This window comes from Brevibacillus sp. MCWH (assembly GCF_013096935.1).
In the GTDB taxonomy this organism is placed as follows: domain Bacteria; phylum Bacillota; class Bacilli; order Brevibacillales; family Brevibacillaceae; genus Brevibacillus; species Brevibacillus aydinogluensis.
The window spans coordinates 177,448-193,694 of sequence record NZ_SDLF01000003.1 but is presented as its reverse complement, the minus strand read 5'-3'; the positions used below and the strand labels follow the sequence as shown (position 1 = coordinate 193,694).

Genomic DNA, 16,247 nt, shown 5'->3' with positions numbered 1-16,247 from the left:
GGGAAAGCCACCTTTCATTGCGTTATCGTCAAGCTTCATTATCGTGCAGACAGGGATCGCGCCTGATTGCGGGCCCACTCGTCGGCATCCATGATCTCCTCCAGGGAGGGCTGGCTGATTCCTTTATGGATTTCGCAGGTTTCCTGCACGATGCGTTCAATCTCCAGGAAGCCGATCTCGCCCTGGAGGAAGCGCGATACGGCAACCTCATTGGCTGCGTTGAGGACGGCGGGATGGGTGCCGCCTTGTTTTCCGCACTCATATGCCAATTGTAACAGAGGATAACGGACAAAATCCATCGGTGCAAAATGCAGGGTTCCGCACTTCACCAGATCAAGCGGCTCTGTCATCAGCGGCATGCGCTTCGGGTAGCTGAGCGCGTACTGAATCGGAACGCGCATGTCCGGGGTGCCCAGTTGAGCCATGACAGCCCGGTCCTTATATTCTACCATAGAGTGAATAATGCTTTCATAGTGCAGGATGCAGTCGATCTGGTCGTACGGCATGTCAAACAGCCAATGGGCTTCGATCACTTCAAACCCTTTGTTCATCATGCTGGCGGAATCAACGGTGATCTTGGCGCCCATGCTCCAATTGGGGTGGTTCAGCGCTTCGGCGACCGTCACGTGGGCCAGTTCCTCCCGGCTCAGATGACGGAACGAGCCGCCGGAAGCCGTCAGGATGATACGGGCTACGTCCTCCCGGCGCTCCCCCTGGAGCGCTTGAAACACGGCGGAATGCTCGCTGTCTACCGGGATGATTGGCACGCCCCGTTCGCGCGCAGCTTTCATGACCAGGTGACCGGCGCTGACAAGCGTCTCCTTGTTGGCCAAGGCGATCGCTTTTCCCGCCTTGATCGCGGCCAGCGTTGGCGCTACTCCCACGCTTCCGACCACGGCCGTCACGACGACATCTGCGTCCGGATGACGGGCAGCCAGCTCCAATCCGTCTGTTCCGCAGACGATCTCCGGACGATGGTCGCTGCCGAGCAGCTCCATTAGTTCGCCTACCGCTTTTTCACTGCCAACGGAGACCAGCTCGGGCTTGAATTGCTTCACCTGCTCCGCCAACCGTTCTATATTGTTCCCTGCCGCCAAGGCCACTATCGAAAATTCCTCCGGATGCTGGGCCACTACGTCCAACGTGCTAATGCCGATCGACCCGGTAGAGCCCAATAGCGATATGCGTTTCAATCGTTTCACCCTCTATATCTCTTTCTATATGGCGTTCGCATTTAGACAATGCCTAGCAGATACAAGACGGGAAAGACCATAATCCAACTGTCGCAGCGATCGAGAACGCCGCCGTGGCCAGGCAGGATACTGCCGGAGTCCTTGACGCCAAAGTGGCGTTTGATCGCCGATTCTACCAAATCCCCCAACTGTCCGGCCACGGCCGCCACCACGGCAATGGCCACAGCCTGTCCGAAGGGAAGATGCCCAAAAGCGGCATTGAGGCCCAGCACGACTGCGACCGCAGCGAGCAGTCCGCCAAACGATCCCTCTACGGTTTTGTTCGGACTGATGGCCGGCCAAAGTTTTCGCCGGCCCACGGCCTTGCCGATGAAATAGGCACCAGAATCGGACGCCCAGATGCCCAGGATGACCAGCATCGTCAGCATCAAGCCGTCCGGGAGGTTGCGCACGGCGGCCATGTAAGTAAATCCGTAGCCTATGTATAACGCCCCTATCAGCGTAAGGGCGGCGTGTTCAATGTGAAACTGGTTTTTTCGCAAAACGGAATAAACCAGCAGCAGCAGCGTGACTGGCAGCACCAAATTCGGTATAACAACACCGGTCCCGGCTGAAAACGAAAGCGCCGGCCAGACGATGCTGACCATCAACGCATAAGCGAGCACACCCGCCGTGCTGAACGGCTGCAGTCCCGCCATCCGCAAAAATTCAAAAAGGCCCATGACGGCCAATAACAACACCAGGAATGAATACCACATGTTCCCCAGATAGACGAGGAACAGGAAGATTGCCCCACCAATGAGGCCTGTAATGATCCGCTGCTTCAACTGATTCCACCTCTCGGCTTAAACCGCCCCGTAGCGTCGAGCTCGGCCCTGGTATTCCACAATTGCCTGATAGAAATGTTCCCGGGTAAAATCAGGCCACAGCACCTCGGTAAACCACAATTCCGTATAGGCCAACTGCCACAACATGAAGTTGCTCAGACGAATTTCTCCGCTGGTGCGGATCAACAGATCCGGATCAGGGATTTCGCTCGTGTAGAGATGCCGGGAAATGACATCTTCATTCAATTGTTCCAGGTCGATTTCACCCGCCTGCAGACGGGCTGCAATATCCTTTACGGCTTCAACAATTTCCTTGCGCGCTCCGTAATTGAGTGCGAAGTTCAACTGCAGACCGGTGTTATTGCGCGTTCTATGTTCCGCCGTTTCCAGCGCCTGAATCGTATACGGCGGCAGCTGCTCCCGGCTGCCGACCATCCGCACCCGCACGTTGCGTTCAACCAATTCTTCCAATTCAGTCGACAGAAACTCCTGGGGAAGTCTCATGAGAAAATCCACTTCGTCCCGCGGCCGTTTCCAGTTCTCGGTGGAAAACGCGTACATCGTCAAATACTGTACGCCAATCTCGTCGGCTGCCTTGACGACTTCCTTCACCGTTTTCATCCCTGCCCGATGGCCGGCCACTCGGGGCAAATTGCGCTTTTTGGCCCATCGGCCGTTGCCGTCCATGATCACCGCCACGTGATGCGGAATCTGGCCGGACAGGTCCAGTTCAGTTGTGTTTGCCTGTTGTGCCTTGCGCGACCACTTGCGCGCCAGATGTTCTAACATAAAGTGTTCCCCCGCAATGAGAGATATAGACATACATCCCCCTCAACAGAGGGGGATACCTGGCTTACACTTCGAGAATGTCCTTCTCTTTTTCCTTGATGATCTTGTCCACTTCCGCGATGAACTTGTCCGTGGTCTTTTGGACAGATTCCTGATGACGGCGGGACTCGTCTTCGGAAATGGTGCCGCCCTTTTCCAGCTTCTTGATCTCTTCGTTGGCGTCGCGGCGGATATTGCGGATCGCTACTTTCGCTTCCTCACCGCTCTTGTTTGCCACTTTCACCAGCTCTTTGCGGCGCTCTTCCGTCAGCGGCGGGATGACGATCCGGATGATGGTCCCGTCATTGGAAGGCGTCAGCCCCAGATCAGACTGCTGAATTGCGCGATCGATTTCTTTCAGGGCCGATTTGTCCCACGGCTGGATCGTCAGCATGCGCGGCTCCGGTACGCTGATGTTGGCCAGCTGGCTGATCGGCGTCGGTGTGCCGTAGTAATCCACAGTGATCTTGTCCAGCATCGCCGGATTGGCACGGCCGGCACGCAGGCTGGCAAGGTCTTTCTTCAGCGTGGCAATCGCTTTGTTCATGCGTTCTTCCATGTCTTTCAGCACGGTTTGCGGCATTATGATTCCCCCTTCACCAGTGTACCGATCTTTTCGCCCATTACGGCACGGCGAATGTTGCCTTCTTCGGAAATGTTGAAGACAATCAACGGAATGTTGTTGTCCATGCACAGGCTGGACGCCGTCGAATCCATGACGCCCAATCCCTTGTTGAGCACCTCGAGGAACGTCAGTTCATCATACTTGACCGCTGCAGGATCGATGCTGGGGTCGGCGGAGTAGACGCCGTCCACCTTGTTTTTCGCCATCAAAATCACTTCGGCCTCGATTTCCGCTGCACGCAGGGCTGCCGTTGTATCCGTGGAGAAATACGGATTGCCCGTGCCTGCCGCAAAAATCACGACCCGTTTTTTCTCCAGATGGCGGATCGCCCGGCGGCGTATGTACGGTTCTGCCACCTGTCTCATTTCAATCGACGTTTGTACGCGAGTCGGGACGTTCACTTTTTCCAATCCATCCTGCAGGGCGAGCGAGTTCATGACCGTTGCCAGCATGCCCATGTAATCGGCAGTGGCCCGATCCATGCCTTTGGAGCTGCCGGAAAGTCCGCGCCAGATATTGCCTCCACCGACAACGACTGCGACTTGTACACCCAATTCTACAATTTCCTTGATCTGATTAGCGATGGAGAAAATCACTTTCGGGTCGATCCCGTACCCTAATTCTCCCGCCAGAGCTTCCCCACTCAACTTTAACACAACCCGTTTATAGGCAGGAAGTGGCATGTGAAACGGCCTCCATTCATGATTCATTCTCTGTCCGGCACCGGATTCCTTCCGGCACCTGCCGGCGGCTGGTTCTTTTTACGCGGATGAGAGTTTCACACAAGATCGCGTGAAACTCTCTTTTGCCAAACCTCTTACAAAATAGGGAACACACAGGTGTTCCCTATTTCGATTGTTACTGTTTATTCACTTGCGCCATTACTTCCGCAGCGAAGTCTTCCTGTTTTTTCTCGATGCCTTCGCCTACTTGGAAGCGGACAAATGCCTTCAGCGTAGCGCCTGCCTCTTTCAAGAGAGCGGATACTTTCTTGTCCGGATCTTTCACGAATGGTTGTTCAACCATGACGAACTCTTCGAAGAACTTGCCGAGGCGGCCTTCCACCATTTTCTCCACAATGTTGGCCGGTTTGCCTTCAGCCAGTGCCTGGTTCTTCAATACTTCGCGCTCGCGTTCGATCTCTTCTTGAGATACCTCTTCACGGTTGGCATAACGCGGGTTGGATGCAGCAGCGTGCATGCCCAGATCTTTTGCCAGCACTTCGTCCTTGGTGCCTTCCAGCGCTACCAGAACACCGATTTTACCGCCCATGTGCAGGTATGCGCCGAACACGCCGTTGTCGGATTTCTCCAGAATGGAGAAGCGGCGGAAGGTGATGTTTTCACCGATGGTGGCGATCTTCTCGCTGATCACTTGGGAGAGTTTATCGCCATTGCCTTTAAACGGCTGTTCCAGAGCAGCTTCCACGCTGGCCGGACGTTGTGTTACAACGTGCTCGGCAATGTCTTTTACCAGCGTTTGGAACTCAGGGTTTTTCGCCACGAAGTCGGTCTCGCAGTTAACTTCCACGATCGCAGCCACGTTGCCCTCAATCGCGTAGGAGGTAAGCCCTTCCGCAGCGATGCGGCCCGCTTTTTTCGCTGCTTTGGCGATGCCGCGCTCACGCAGCAGGTCAATCGCCTTTTCCATGTCGCCGTTGGTTTCTTCCAGGGCGCGTTTGCAGTCCATCATGCCTGCGCCGGTGCGTTCGCGCAGTTCTTTCACCGCTTGTGCACTGATTGCCATGAGTTGAACCTCCTTGAAAAATGACGAGCTAAGTATATAGTGGTGAATAAAGGGTGGACGGGGTTCTGAAACCCTCAGTCCACCCTCTTAACACTTGCTTACGCAGTTGTTGTGGTTTGTTGTTCTCCGCCTTGGCTGCCTTCCAGCAGAGCGTCAGCCATTTTGGAGGTGAGCAGTTTCACGGCGCGGATCGCGTCGTCGTTACCCGGAATGACGTAGTCGATTTCGTCCGGATCGCAGTTGGTATCGACAATCGCCACGATCGGGATGCCCAGCTTGCGAGCTTCCGCTACAGCGATGCGCTCTTTGCGCGGGTCGATGACGAACAGGGCGTCCGGCAGTTCTTCCATGTTCGCGATACCGCCGAGGAATTTCTCCAGGCGCTCTTTTTCCTTGCGCAGCACGATAACTTCTTTCTTCGGCAGTACGTCGAAGGTGCCGTCTTCTTCCATGCGGTTCAGCTCAGCCAGACGAGCTGTACGCTTTTTGATGGTAGCGAAGTTGGTCAGCGTGCCGCCCAACCAACGTTGGTTGATGTAGTAGTGACCAGTGCGTTCCGCTTCTTCTTTCACGGATTCCTGCGCTTGCTTCTTCGTGCCCACGAAGAGCATTTTGCCGCCGTTTGCAGCGAGTTCACGCACGAAGTTGTACGCTTCCTCTACTTTCTTAACGGTTTTTTGCAGGTCGATAATGTAGATACCATTGCGTTCGGTGAAGATATAGCGAGCCATTTTCGGATTCCAGCGACGAGTTTGGTGACCGAAGTGAACACCAGCCTCGAGCAGCTGTTTCATCGAAATAACTGCCATATTTCACACCTCCTTCAGATTGGTTTTTAGCGATGCCTACCTCCGCCTCACCGCATCTTCCGGACAAGACTGCCGATTGGCAGCACCGTTGTCGGAATTGGTGGACGTGCGAATTCAACACCGTTAATGAATATATCATATGGCACTTTCAAATGCAACAAACGATTCCTTTGTTTTTTCAAAATTGTTCCTCTCCTGTTCGAGGCGTCATTCGCCCGCCGGGCACCGGCCCGGGCCGCGCGCAAACGGGATGGCAGACGGCGGCCTGTCCCCCAAAAAAACACCGCCTTACTTCGCAGGCGGTGTAGTGATAATCCGGACGATCTCCGCTTCGCTTGCACCTACCGGGATCTGATAGGTCCCGACGCGAATCCGGTTCAGTTTGTTCTGTGCGCGCAGCGTCTCCACCAGTGTGTTGTCGGCCTTGAGAACACCCGCTTCCACCATCGAGCGGGCGACACCTTCGGCGGTGGCCCTGTACGGGACCTGAACCGTGACGGTCGCTGCCGGCGGCTTCGGTGCCGACGGAGTGGAATTGGCGGTGTTCCCGCCCGGTTTGGACGAATCACCGGCAGCAGCCGGGGCGGGTGTGGACGGCGGCTGCGGCCCGCTGTTGTCCTCAGGTGGTCGAGGCGATTGCGTTTTGGGCTGTGTCGGTGCCGTTACAGAGGGTGTCTGCGGCTGCTTCGGCGACGCCGCACCGGACGGAAGCGAGACGTTCTGCTCCTGTCGCAAGCGGTCGTACTCGGCTTTGGACAGGACCACCATCTGCAAAGCCTCAGCCGCCTGCTTTACCTGTTCCTTGGTCAGCGAAGCAGAAGAGGCAGGAGCAGCATGTTGCACCGCTCCCAGAACGGTCGATGCCACAAACAGGCCGGCGCCAAACCCAAACAACCATTCACGCTTACTCATCGGCCTTCCCTCGCTCATGAGAACCGGCCAGCGAGAGAATCAATTCGATCTCGCCCTGCCCGGCTCCCAGCCTTTTGGCGATTTCATCGGAGGACAATCCCTCCTGCCGCAGTTCAAAAACGCGCCGATAGCGCTCCTGAAGAGCAAACACATCGGCTGCTACCGCTTCACTTGTACGCGGAGCCTCTGCATCAGCTGCTTGTCCCGCAGCGCTCCATGCGGACCATTCGCTTTCCATACGGGCCAAGTGCTGCTTCAGTTCCGCCACCTCTTTCGCGAGTTCCGCATGTGCTTGCGTCCATCTGCCTTCCGTCGCTTTCTGTTCGTGCCTGATTTGGTTCAGAAACCGCTGCAGGCTTTTTTCCATGTCAGCCTTGTCCCACGCCTCGTTCGGCGCGGTTTCAACAGAGGCGGCCGTCTGTTTCCGTTTGCTCAGGAACGCCGCTGCCATAATCAGCGCTCCTGCACCCATCAGAATATAATAAGGAAGATCCATTGAAGTCACCTGTGCTCCCATCTTGTCTCGGATGTTTACAATGAGATGTCGATAAACCTTCCGCGCAGCGGATCACGCATCAGCACGCCGTCCGACGTACTGCCCTGATCCGTCCCATCCTTCGCTTCGTTTAGTTCCGCGCCGGAATCGGCTTGCTTTTTTCGCTTTTGCTGTTGCTCTCGTTCCCGAATCATGTTTTTTTCCGTCTCGTTGACGTCAGTGGGGCGCTGGCGCATCTGCTGATCCGTCAGTTTTCGGTCATCCGTCTGCCACTGCTGCTGGTACACGGTCCTCTGCTGATCATGTTCCTGAATGCGGCCGATCTCCGGGCTCCGCGGCACTGACACCTGCCATTCAACCGCTTTCAAACTCATCCGGACTCAACTCCTTCAACCCGTTTCCCATCATGCTGCGTCAGATGAGATGGGAAGTGGTGATTTCCCCCTCCAGCGCGATAAACCGGGTACGGGAGAACTCCTGTTTGATGAAGCGCACCAGTTTGCCAAACACCAGCTTGATACCGGGATACATCAGGTTGTACACTTCCACGGCAGCCGGCGCGTCCCCTTCCAATTCCTGTTCCAGTTCTTTTTTTCGCGCCTCCAGTTTCTTTACCTCTTTCTCCAGCACGAGACGCGTATTGGTCAGCTTGATCTGCATCGTTCGTTTTTCCGGAGGCAGTTCGCCGGCGGCCTGCAGCATTTGATTGAGGACGCCCAGCCCCTGATCCGTTTTGCGTAAATTTTCGTACACGTTTTGCAGTTCCTTGGTGATGGAAGACAGTTCCTTTCTGAGCTCCGGTTTGACGCCCACTTCCAGTATGGTCGGGGTCGCGCTTGCATTGCCGATGACGCGAGCCGCGATCTTTTCCCCCGCCTGCAGCAGGCCGCCGATGATAAACCCCTTGGTTCCGTTGCAGATGATCTGCTTTCCGGCCCGGACCTGGGAAAACATGATGCTCTGCGACACCAGCACCTGATTGCCGGCGGTGACGTTCGCGTTCTGGATATAGGATGTCTTTACATTGTAGCCGGCCACCACATGTCCCTTGTCCTGAGCGACGATGCCGTTGCGAATTTCGATCGAGCCCCCTGCCTCCAGCTCAGCTCCCTCCACGCTGCCGAACACGCGGATATCGCCGGACGCCTTTACCCTGAACCCTGTCGGGACGTTCCCGCGAATGACCACCGTTCCCACGAAGTCGATGTTGCCGACGCGAAAGTCTACATCTCCGTTCACTTCAAACACGGGAAAGACATTCACCTTGTCGTTCTCCGTAAACGACACCTGGCCGTCGATGGCGGCGTAGAGCAGCGTCCGTTCCTGATTCATCACCACGTTTTTGCCCGGCTTGATCATGACTTCCCTGCCGTCCTTCGGCGCAATGGGCTCGCCTGTCACGGCCGTCCCCGGCGTCCCAGGTGTTGGCGGCGTCTTGGCAGCCAGCAACTGTCCTTTGGCCACGTTGGGAATATTGGTGATGCTGTAGTAATCCACTCGCCCGTCATCCAACTCTTTGGGCCGTTTGTCACCATGCAGCAGCGTCAGAAATGGATACTCGATTTTTCCGTCGAGCCCGGGAACCGGCGGTGTGCCGCGGGCGACGGTGACCGGAACATTGGCGAATTTGTCAGGATTGCCGACCAGTTCGCTGATGACGCTGTCTAATACGCCGTATGTCACATTTTTCGCGTGCAGGGCATCACGCACGTCTTTTTCCGTAATGAGGATAGGGCCACCCCGCCCCTCGTCGGGGACGACCAACGTGACCCTTGCCTCCAGCTTGTCGGGAGAGATGTTCACTTCCAGTCTGATGTTCCCTGTCTCTTCCATCTTTATTGCCCCCTCAAAACCATGGATTGCTCTCTTTCTGCAATCCCCACTCCTGTCCAGTCCTACATCAACTGCGATTTCCATCGCGACAGAGCTGAGCGCATGCGGGAAATCGCTTTGGAATGAAGCTGCGAGATGCGGGACGGAGAGAGATTCATCACTTCGGCAATCTCTGACAAAGACAGTTCTTCAAAGTAGAACAGCGAGACAACCAACCGTTCTTTTTCCGGCAGCTTGTCGATGACGCCGACCAAAACCTCCTTCAACCCGGCGGTTTCCGCCACGTATTCCGGACTGGGCGTCACTTCATCGATGATATAGGAATGACGTGCGGTCTTTTGTTCGTCTTCTTCGCCGACCGCTTCATCAATGGAGATCATCGATGCCAGCGAGGTCTCGTAGTGAACCTGGCGCAGTTCCTTCTCGGAGATGCCCAGATACTGGGACACTTCCCCTTCAGTGGGCGTGCGGAGCTTCTCCTGTTCCAGGTAGGAATAGGCCTCTTCGATCTTCTTGGCCTTGTCCCGAATTGTCCGCGGAATCCAGTCGTTTTCCCGCAGTCCATCAATCATTGCGCCGCGAATGCGCCACATCGCGTAGGTCTCAAATTGCAGACCGCGCGTATGGTCAAACTTGGCCAGCGCATCGAGCAGGCCAAAGCGGCCGTAACTGATCAGATCGTCCTTGTCCACATTGGCCGGCAGGTTGCCAGCCAAACGACTGGCAACCTTGTCGACGAGCGGGAGGTACTGGTTCACCAGGTCCTCCTCCGCCTCGCGACTGCCTTCCTGCTTCCACATCACCCATTTATCGAACTGTCTTGCCTTCTCCTGATTGGTAAGCCGTGCCACGAATCAGTCACCAACCTTTACTCATCAGTTAACCGCCTGACAACATCCGCAACGACAGCGGGATCTTGAACTGGTGCAATTCGGTCGATCTGGTTTGTGTTCAGCGGCGTAAACGGTTCATCGTCCAAAGCGGTCCGCTGTTCCCCGCTCTCCGGTGAGGCATCCGTTTCTTCCGCTGCAGCCTTGCCCGTGGCGGCCTCCGATGTATCCATGACCCTTGCCAGCAGCCAGCGCAGGGGAAACGCCACGAGAAAAAAGAGAATGAAAGCCATAAAGGCCCGCTCCAGCGAGACAAGCCAGGTGTTTCCTCCCAACGCCGTGGCCAGCGTCATGACGAAGCCGAGCAAACCGATTCCTGTGTTCAGCCAAATGGTTCCCCACATACCTATACTTCCTTCACACCTTGATTTACGGTCCGAATCTGGAGAATGCCCGTAGACGTGTCGAATTCGATCGTCCTTCCGCAATTGCCGCCAGTATCCTCAGCCACAATCCTGATCTGCGCGGATTGGAGCGCCTTCTTGCAGGCCTCTACGTTGCGCGGACCAATCCGCATCGTATCGCAGTTGCCCAAAGCCGCGAACATCTGCGCGCCGCCCGCCATCTTGGCCACCATGTGGCGGACCGACGCGCCTGCCCGCTCCATCTCCTGAATCAATCGGGGAATCGCCGTATCCGCGTATTTCCCCACCGTGATCTGCCCGCCTTTTCCCAAAGACGATTCAGGCAGCATCACATGGGCCATTCCGCCCACCTTGTGCACGACGTCATACAGCACAACTCCGACGCACGATCCCAATCCAGTCGTGCGCAACCGGTCCGGAGATTTTGCCACGCCCAAGTCTGCCATGCCGATTCTAATGATCTCCATCGAACGGAACTCCTAATGAATCAAATAGTGTTTTCAACGAATCCGGGTCCGGTATCAGAAAAAAGTGGCCTTTCACCCGATCGTTTCCTTCAAAAAAGGCGGTGTCTATCGTCAGGGCGACGTCACCCGTATGCCCGAGCTCGATCAACCCGTGGCTGAGGATCGCTCCGGCCATGTCGATGGCCAGCGCCGGCACGGAAGGCTGCATGCTCAGATTGGTGAAGTCGGCCAGCGACGACAGATACGACCCGGTCAGGATATTGCCGATTTCGTGCAGGGCGGAATACTCGAAATCGGTCCATTCGTACACGTCCTTATCCGCACCTGTCATCTGCCGCAGCAGGCTGCGTGCGGACTCCATGTCCAGGATAAAGAACATGTTGCCGGGGCAATCCCCTTCCACGCGAAGGTACACCGTCACGACAATCGCCTCGGAACCGCCGACACAATCGGCCACCTCATCAAACGGGATCACACTGACCTTCGGCACATTCATGTCAATTTCTTTTTGTATGAGCTTGGAGAGTGCCGTAGCGGCATGGCCGGCGCCAATGTTGCCCACCTCGCGCAGCACGTCGAATTGAAAGTCTCCAAACTTGGCAAAGTAATTCATCGCACTTATCCCTCAAGCGCGTCCAATTGCTTGATTTCTTCGTTGCTCAACACCTTGTCGAGGTTGAGCAGGATCAGGAGGCGTTTCTCCAGCTTGGCCACACCCCGCAGATATGCCGCTTCCACGCCGCCGACCACTTCCGGCGGCGGCTCGATGGCATCGATCGGGATGTCGATCACGTCGTTGGCCGCGTCGACGATCAGCCCCACTTCCAGCTCACCCACCCCTACGATGATGATCCGGGTCGATTCGCCGTAGGCTGTCTCCTCCAGGCCGAAACGGCTGCGCAGGTCAATGATCGGCGTCACCACGCCGCGCAGGTTGATGACCCCTTTGACAAACTTGGGCGTGCGCGGAACGCGCGTGATATGCTCCAATTTTTCAATCGACTTGACCTGGTTCACCTCAACGCCGTACTCTTCGTCTTTCAACCGAAAAACAATGACTTTTACTTCGCCTGTGATTTCTTTTTGCTCCAGCATGGGCTGCGCCTCCCTTTACTTGATCAGTGCGTTGCAATCGATAATCAGTGCAACCTGTCCGTCGCCGAGGATCGTCGCACCGGAGATGGCAAAGACGTTCACCAGGTATTTGCCCAGTGATTTCAGCACAATCTCCTGCTGACCGATGAAGGAATCGACCACCAGGCCGGCCATTTTTTCTCCCTTGCGAACGATTACGACGGCCACTTCGTCCTCACTGCCCACTCCTGCGTCGGGCACCTGGAAGATGTCCTTCAGCGAGACGAGGGGAACCACCCTGCCGCGGAAATCGATCACCTGCTGCTGATGCGCCATCATGATCTCATCTTTGCGGAATACAGCGGTCTCGATGATCGAGCTGAGCGGAACAGCGTACTTCTCGTTTTGCACCTGTACCAGCATCGCCGAGATAATGGACAGGGTGAGCGGAAGCTGGATGAGGAACGTGGTGCCCTGGCCGCGGACGGAGTCAACGCTGACGCTGCCGCCCAGCGATTCAATTTTGGACTTCACTACATCCAGGCCGACTCCTCGGCCGGAGATGTCAGAGATGACCTCAGCCGTGCTCAGACCGGATGCAAACAGCAGCTCGAAAATCTGCTTGTCCGTCATGCTGTCGGCATTGGCGGGATTGACGATGCCCCGCTCGATCGCTTTTTTCAGGACCTTCTCCTTGTTGATGCCGGCCCCGTCGTCCTTCACCTCGATGAAGACGTGGTTGCCGCTGTGGTACGCGCGAAGGCAGATGGTCCCCTCTTCCGGCTTGCCCGCCTTTTTCCGTTCCTCCGGCGATTCGATGCCATGGTCGAGCGAATTGCGCAGGAGGTGCACCAATGGGTCTCCGATCTCGTCGATCACGGTGCGGTCCAACTCAGTCTCCGCCCCATAAATTTCCAAATTTACTTTTTTGTTTAATTCTTTCGCCAAATCGCGCACCATCCGCGGGAAGCGGTTAAAGACCTGCTCAACCGGCACCATACGCATGGTCAGAATGATGTTCTGCAGGTCGCCGCTGATGCGGCTCATGTGTTCGACGGTCTCCTGCAGTTCGCTCTTGCCGATCTCGCGTGCCAACTGCTCCAGCCGTCCCCTGTCAATCACCAGCTCGCTGAACAGGTTCATCAGCACATCCAGCCGCTCGATATCCACGCGAATCGTCTTGCCCCCGGCGGACACCTTTTTCATACCGCCTGCCGGTGCGTCCGGTTTTTTCTCAACCGCCGGCGCTGCACTGGCTGCCGCCTGCTCTTTCGCCTGCTTTACTTCCTGCTCGGCTTTGGCAGCCGGTTCTTGCAACTGCAGCGGCTCCAGCTCCACATCGCTGATTTCTGAAATGTTGGTGATGGTTTGGCGGATCTTGTCGGCCGGCTGCATCGTGACGTACACCAGTTCAAACGAGCGGTCAAACCGTTCGTTCTCAATCTCTTCCACCGCCGGCGTCGACTTGATCACGTCGCCCATCGACTCCAGCTGATCAAACACCATGTAGGCGCGGGCCGCCTTCAGCACGCATCCTTCGTCAAGCGTCACCTTGATCCAGAACAGATTGTGGCCCACGTCCTTGGACTGCTTCAAAACGGTGAGGGCAAACTCGTCCAGGTCGTACTGCCTCTCTGATCCGGCAGCTTCATTTCCGGCGGGGGCAGCCTCCACCACCGCAGCCGTCTCCACAGCGGAAAAATCGCCCGCCACGATGGCACGCAGCTTTTTCACCAGAGTGGAAACATCTGCGGAACCGTCGCCGCCTTCCATGATGTTCATCACCATGCTCTCGATCAAATCGACGCTCTGAAAGATGACGTCCATGATATCGCTGGTAATTGTCAGCTTGTGGTTGCGGATCATGTCCAGCACGTTTTCCGTCTCATGCGTGAGGCTTGCCATGTCCTCAAACCCCATGGTGGCCGACATTCCCTTCAGCGTATGGGCGGAACGGAAGATTTCGTTGACGATCTGGATGTTCTCCGGATCATTCTCCAACAGGAGCAAATTGGCGTTGATCGCCTGCAGGTGTTCCTTTGACTCTTCGATAAACATGTCCAGGTATTGATTCATGTCCACGGGTGATCCACCTCCCATAATCAATGCAACAGCTTACACAACGTTTCGGCTATCCGGTCCAAAGGAACGATGTTGTCGGCAAGGCCCGCCTGAATGGCAGCCCGCGGCATTCCGAAAACGACACATGTCGACTCGTCTTCGACAATGCTGATCACGCGTCCCGCCTCTCTCATTCGGCCCAGGCCTTTTGTCCCATCATTTCCCATGCCTGTCATGATGATTGCCCATTTGTCTACATTTGTCAATCGGCTGGCCGATTCAAACAGAACGTCAACGGAAGGACGGTGTCCACCCCGCGGTTCTTCTTGTTGCAGTCGTGTTTTCAATCCCCCACCGCTCACCTGAACCACTTCCAGATGAAAGCCGCCTGGCGCGATATACGCCGTCCCTGGCTGTATCCATTCTCCGTCTGTTGCTTCCGTCACATGGATGGCGCAAAGCGAATCCAGCCGCTGCGCGAGCGATTTGGTAAAACCGGCCGGCATGTGTTGGACGATGAGAATCGGCGCCGGAAAGTCGGACGGGAGGGCGGTCAACACCGTTTGCAGCGCTTTTGGCCCCCCGGTGGACGTCCCCAGTACAACCAGCTTGGAGACGGCTGACGCTCGGCGCGGGATTGCAGACGCCGGCGGCGTAACACGGGAATCAGCCGTTCCCGGATGGCTGGTGCCCGAAGCCGTACGACCCGGTGTGCCTGTGCCCGGTTGGGCTGGCAGCGTCCACGCTGTCTTTTGCTTGAACAAAGGTGAGCGCATAGGGAACGTGGTGCCGGGCCTGCCCAGCGGTCTTCGCAGACGCCCGTTCACCTGTGCCGCCGCTTTCACCCTTTCGATCAGCCGTTCGGCCACTTTGTGCAGATCGAGCGAAATGGGACCGGACGGTTTGGTCACGAAGTCTACCGCGCCCAGTTCCAGCGCGTGGATCGTCGCTTCCGCCCCTTCCCTGGTCAGACTGCTGAGCATCACGACCGGGACGGGGTGTTCGTTCATCAGACGTTCCAGCGCATCCAGCCCGTTCATGACCGGCATTTCAATGTCGAGCGTAACGACATCGGGATGGAGCTGCTTTACTTTTTCAAGACATTCGAGTCCGTTCTTGGCTCGGTCAACCACTTCAATGTCAGGATCGCTATGTAAGATGTCTGTGATGACTTTACGCATAAAGGCAGAATCGTCGGTGACGAGAACTCGAATCTTGTTCATCCGCTGCTGCTCCTTCCTTCTCCTGTTGCCTACCGAATAAAGCGTCTCAGCTTCTGCAAAAAGCCTCCGATCCCAGCCGGAAGAGACTGCCTTCCCCCCGCCTCTTTTCCCAGGTAGACGGCCGAAAGATGACGGATATCCCTGGACGCCTGCGCGTGCGGAAAGGCAAGCAAAAAGGGCCGCTGCAGTTTCACCGCTTTGGAAACGTGAGGGTCGTCCAGTACAAATCCCAACGGATGGACGTCCATGTTGAGAAACCGTTTGGCCACCATCACCAGCTTTTGGGCGGTCATCGTCCCTTCCCGGGCGGAAGTGACGCGGTTGACCACCAGCCGGATCGTCGTGCGGGGATTGTAGAAGTGAAGCATCTTGATCACGGCGTAGGCATCGGTGATCGCCGTCGGCTCCGGTGTCGTAACGAGAATCACCTCGTCGGACGACAGCATGAACCGCAGCGATTCGTTGGAGATGCCCGCACCGGTGTCAAAGATGATCGTGTCCGCATAGCCCTGCAGCGGCTGCAGACGGGCAAACAGCAGGTCAAGTTTGGCGTCGTCCAACTGCAAGAGCTTGGCAAAGCCGGACCCGCCGGCGATAAAATCCAGCTCGCCCGGTCCCCTTTCCATGATGTCCCATACGGTCATGTCCGGCTCCAGCAGATGCAGCAAATGCCGCTTGGGCGATATCCCCATCAGCACATCCAGATTGGCCAATCCCAGATCGAGGTCGAACAGGATTGGTTTGTGTCCCTTTTCTTGCAGGCCGAGGGCAAAGTTGAGGCTGAAGTTGGACTTGCCGACGCCCCCTTTGCCGCTGGTGACCGTAATCAGCCGGGTCTGCCGGGAGACGTTGTTCTGTTGCATGCGTGCGCGCAGTCGTTCGGCTTGGTCGTGCATGT

Annotated in this window: 19 protein-coding genes; all 19 read right to left on the bottom strand. The window is 56.3% G+C overall.

Annotation, left to right across the window (positions count from 1 at the left end):
- Window positions 1–38: 38 nt before the first annotated feature.
- Window positions 39–1,193, bottom strand: coding sequence for a 1-deoxy-D-xylulose-5-phosphate reductoisomerase (locus ETC00_RS04045; protein ID WP_171564748.1), 1,155 nt, complete (start codon window positions 1,191–1,193; stop codon window positions 39–41).
- A gap of 41 nt (window positions 1,194–1,234) precedes the next feature.
- The gene (locus ETC00_RS04040) at window positions 1,235–2,020 is read right to left on the bottom strand and encodes a phosphatidate cytidylyltransferase (protein WP_171564670.1); all 786 of its coding nucleotides are present in this window, start codon (window positions 2,018–2,020) and stop codon (window positions 1,235–1,237) included.
- A gap of 18 nt (window positions 2,021–2,038) precedes the next feature.
- The gene (locus tag ETC00_RS04035; RefSeq protein ID WP_171564669.1) at window positions 2,039–2,809 is read right to left on the bottom strand and encodes an undecaprenyl pyrophosphate synthase; all 771 of its coding nucleotides are present in this window, start codon (window positions 2,807–2,809) and stop codon (window positions 2,039–2,041) included.
- 64 nt (window positions 2,810–2,873) lie between these two features.
- Window positions 2,874–3,431, bottom strand: a complete 558-nt coding sequence (gene frr, locus ETC00_RS04030) for a ribosome recycling factor (RefSeq protein ID WP_171564668.1) — start codon at window positions 3,429–3,431, stop codon at window positions 2,874–2,876.
- On the bottom strand, window positions 3,431–4,156 hold the full coding sequence (gene pyrH / locus ETC00_RS04025; RefSeq protein WP_171564667.1) for a UMP kinase: 726 nt from the start codon (window positions 4,154–4,156) through the stop codon (window positions 3,431–3,433). The genes frr and pyrH overlap by 1 nt, the downstream gene beginning before the upstream one ends.
- A 175-nt stretch (window positions 4,157–4,331) precedes the next feature.
- On the bottom strand, window positions 4,332–5,219 hold the full coding sequence (tsf, locus tag ETC00_RS04020; protein ID WP_171564666.1) for a translation elongation factor Ts: 888 nt from the start codon (window positions 5,217–5,219) through the stop codon (window positions 4,332–4,334).
- A 98-nt stretch (window positions 5,220–5,317) separates the two neighbouring features.
- Window positions 5,318–6,028 (bottom strand): 30S ribosomal protein S2, encoded by a 711-nt coding sequence (rpsB, locus tag ETC00_RS04015; RefSeq protein ID WP_029098978.1) that lies wholly within the window; start codon window positions 6,026–6,028, stop codon window positions 5,318–5,320.
- Between the two features lie 288 nt (window positions 6,029–6,316).
- Window positions 6,317–6,940, bottom strand: coding sequence for a DNA polymerase III subunit gamma/tau (locus ETC00_RS04010; protein WP_171564665.1), 624 nt, complete (start codon window positions 6,938–6,940; stop codon window positions 6,317–6,319).
- Entirely contained in the window at window positions 6,933–7,391 is a 459-nt protein-coding gene (locus tag ETC00_RS04005; protein WP_171564664.1) for a DUF6115 domain-containing protein, read from the bottom strand. The genes ETC00_RS04010 and ETC00_RS04005 overlap by 8 nt, the downstream gene beginning before the upstream one ends.
- Window positions 7,392–7,471: 80 nt before the next feature.
- Window positions 7,472–7,810, bottom strand: a complete 339-nt coding sequence (locus ETC00_RS04000) for a hypothetical protein (RefSeq protein ID WP_171564663.1) — start codon at window positions 7,808–7,810, stop codon at window positions 7,472–7,474.
- Window positions 7,811–7,850: 40 nt separating this feature from the next.
- Window positions 7,851–9,269, bottom strand: a complete 1,419-nt coding sequence (locus ETC00_RS03995; RefSeq protein WP_171564662.1) for a flagellar assembly protein A — start codon at window positions 9,267–9,269, stop codon at window positions 7,851–7,853.
- A 62-nt stretch (window positions 9,270–9,331) separates the two neighbouring features.
- Window positions 9,332–10,120: a FliA/WhiG family RNA polymerase sigma factor gene (locus ETC00_RS03990; RefSeq protein WP_171564661.1), complete on the bottom strand. Its 789-nt coding sequence runs from the start codon at window positions 10,118–10,120 to the stop codon at window positions 9,332–9,334.
- Window positions 10,121–10,137: 17 nt separating this feature from the next.
- Complete coding sequence (locus ETC00_RS03985; RefSeq protein ID WP_171564660.1) at window positions 10,138–10,503, bottom strand: hypothetical protein; 366 nt, start codon at window positions 10,501–10,503, stop codon at window positions 10,138–10,140.
- 2 nt (window positions 10,504–10,505) lie between these two features.
- Window positions 10,506–10,991, bottom strand: coding sequence for a chemotaxis protein CheD (locus ETC00_RS03980; protein WP_171564659.1), 486 nt, complete (start codon window positions 10,989–10,991; stop codon window positions 10,506–10,508).
- Window positions 10,978–11,604: a chemotaxis protein CheC gene (locus ETC00_RS03975; RefSeq protein WP_171564658.1), complete on the bottom strand. Its 627-nt coding sequence runs from the start codon at window positions 11,602–11,604 to the stop codon at window positions 10,978–10,980. Before ETC00_RS03975 ends, ETC00_RS03980 begins: the two co-directional genes overlap by 14 nt.
- Window positions 11,605–11,609: 5 nt before the next feature.
- Window positions 11,610–12,086, bottom strand: coding sequence for a chemotaxis protein CheW (locus ETC00_RS03970; protein WP_171564657.1), 477 nt, complete (start codon window positions 12,084–12,086; stop codon window positions 11,610–11,612).
- A gap of 15 nt (window positions 12,087–12,101) precedes the next feature.
- Complete coding sequence (locus tag ETC00_RS03965) at window positions 12,102–14,147, bottom strand: chemotaxis protein CheA (RefSeq protein WP_171564656.1); 2,046 nt, start codon at window positions 14,145–14,147, stop codon at window positions 12,102–12,104.
- 20 nt (window positions 14,148–14,167) lie between these two features.
- On the bottom strand, window positions 14,168–15,349 hold the full coding sequence (locus tag ETC00_RS03960) for a protein-glutamate methylesterase/protein-glutamine glutaminase (RefSeq protein WP_171564655.1): 1,182 nt from the start codon (window positions 15,347–15,349) through the stop codon (window positions 14,168–14,170).
- 29 nt (window positions 15,350–15,378) lie between these two features.
- On the bottom strand, window positions 15,379–16,245 hold the full coding sequence (locus tag ETC00_RS03955; RefSeq protein ID WP_171564654.1) for a MinD/ParA family protein: 867 nt from the start codon (window positions 16,243–16,245) through the stop codon (window positions 15,379–15,381).
- Between the last annotated feature and the right edge of the window lie 2 nt (window positions 16,246–16,247).

Excerpts from the sequence above, each read along its gene's own strand:
- ETC00_RS04005 (WP_171564664.1), bottom strand. The coding sequence starts at position 7,391 with ATGGCAGCGGCGTTCCTGAGCAAACGGAAACAGACGGCCGCCTCTGTT.
- pyrH (WP_171564667.1), bottom strand. The coding sequence starts at position 4,156 with ATGCCACTTCCTGCCTATAAACGGGTTGTGTTAAAGTTGAGTGGGGAA.
- ETC00_RS03985 (WP_171564660.1), bottom strand. The coding sequence starts at position 10,503 with ATGTGGGGAACCATTTGGCTGAACACAGGAATCGGTTTGCTCGGCTTC.
- ETC00_RS03970 (WP_171564657.1), bottom strand. The coding sequence starts at position 12,086 with ATGCTGGAGCAAAAAGAAATCACAGGCGAAGTAAAAGTCATTGTTTTT.
- tsf (WP_171564666.1), bottom strand. The coding sequence starts at position 5,219 with ATGGCAATCAGTGCACAAGCGGTGAAAGAACTGCGCGAACGCACCGGC.
- ETC00_RS03980 (WP_171564659.1), bottom strand. The coding sequence starts at position 10,991 with ATGGAGATCATTAGAATCGGCATGGCAGACTTGGGCGTGGCAAAATCT.
- ETC00_RS04035 (WP_171564669.1), bottom strand. The coding sequence starts at position 2,809 with ATGTTAGAACATCTGGCGCGCAAGTGGTCGCGCAAGGCACAACAGGCA.
- ETC00_RS03955 (WP_171564654.1), bottom strand. The coding sequence starts at position 16,245 with ATGCACGACCAAGCCGAACGACTGCGCGCACGCATGCAACAGAACAAC.
- ETC00_RS04010 (WP_171564665.1), bottom strand. The coding sequence starts at position 6,940 with ATGAGTAAGCGTGAATGGTTGTTTGGGTTTGGCGCCGGCCTGTTTGTG.
- ETC00_RS03975 (WP_171564658.1), bottom strand. The coding sequence starts at position 11,604 with ATGAATTACTTTGCCAAGTTTGGAGACTTTCAATTCGACGTGCTGCGC.
- rpsB (WP_029098978.1), bottom strand. The coding sequence starts at position 6,028 with ATGGCAGTTATTTCGATGAAACAGCTGCTCGAGGCTGGTGTTCACTTC.
- ETC00_RS04000 (WP_171564663.1), bottom strand. The coding sequence starts at position 7,810 with ATGAGTTTGAAAGCGGTTGAATGGCAGGTGTCAGTGCCGCGGAGCCCG.
- ETC00_RS03960 (WP_171564655.1), bottom strand. The coding sequence starts at position 15,349 with ATGAACAAGATTCGAGTTCTCGTCACCGACGATTCTGCCTTTATGCGT.
- frr (WP_171564668.1), bottom strand. The coding sequence starts at position 3,431 with ATGCCGCAAACCGTGCTGAAAGACATGGAAGAACGCATGAACAAAGCG.
- ETC00_RS03995 (WP_171564662.1), bottom strand. The coding sequence starts at position 9,269 with ATGGAAGAGACAGGGAACATCAGACTGGAAGTGAACATCTCTCCCGAC.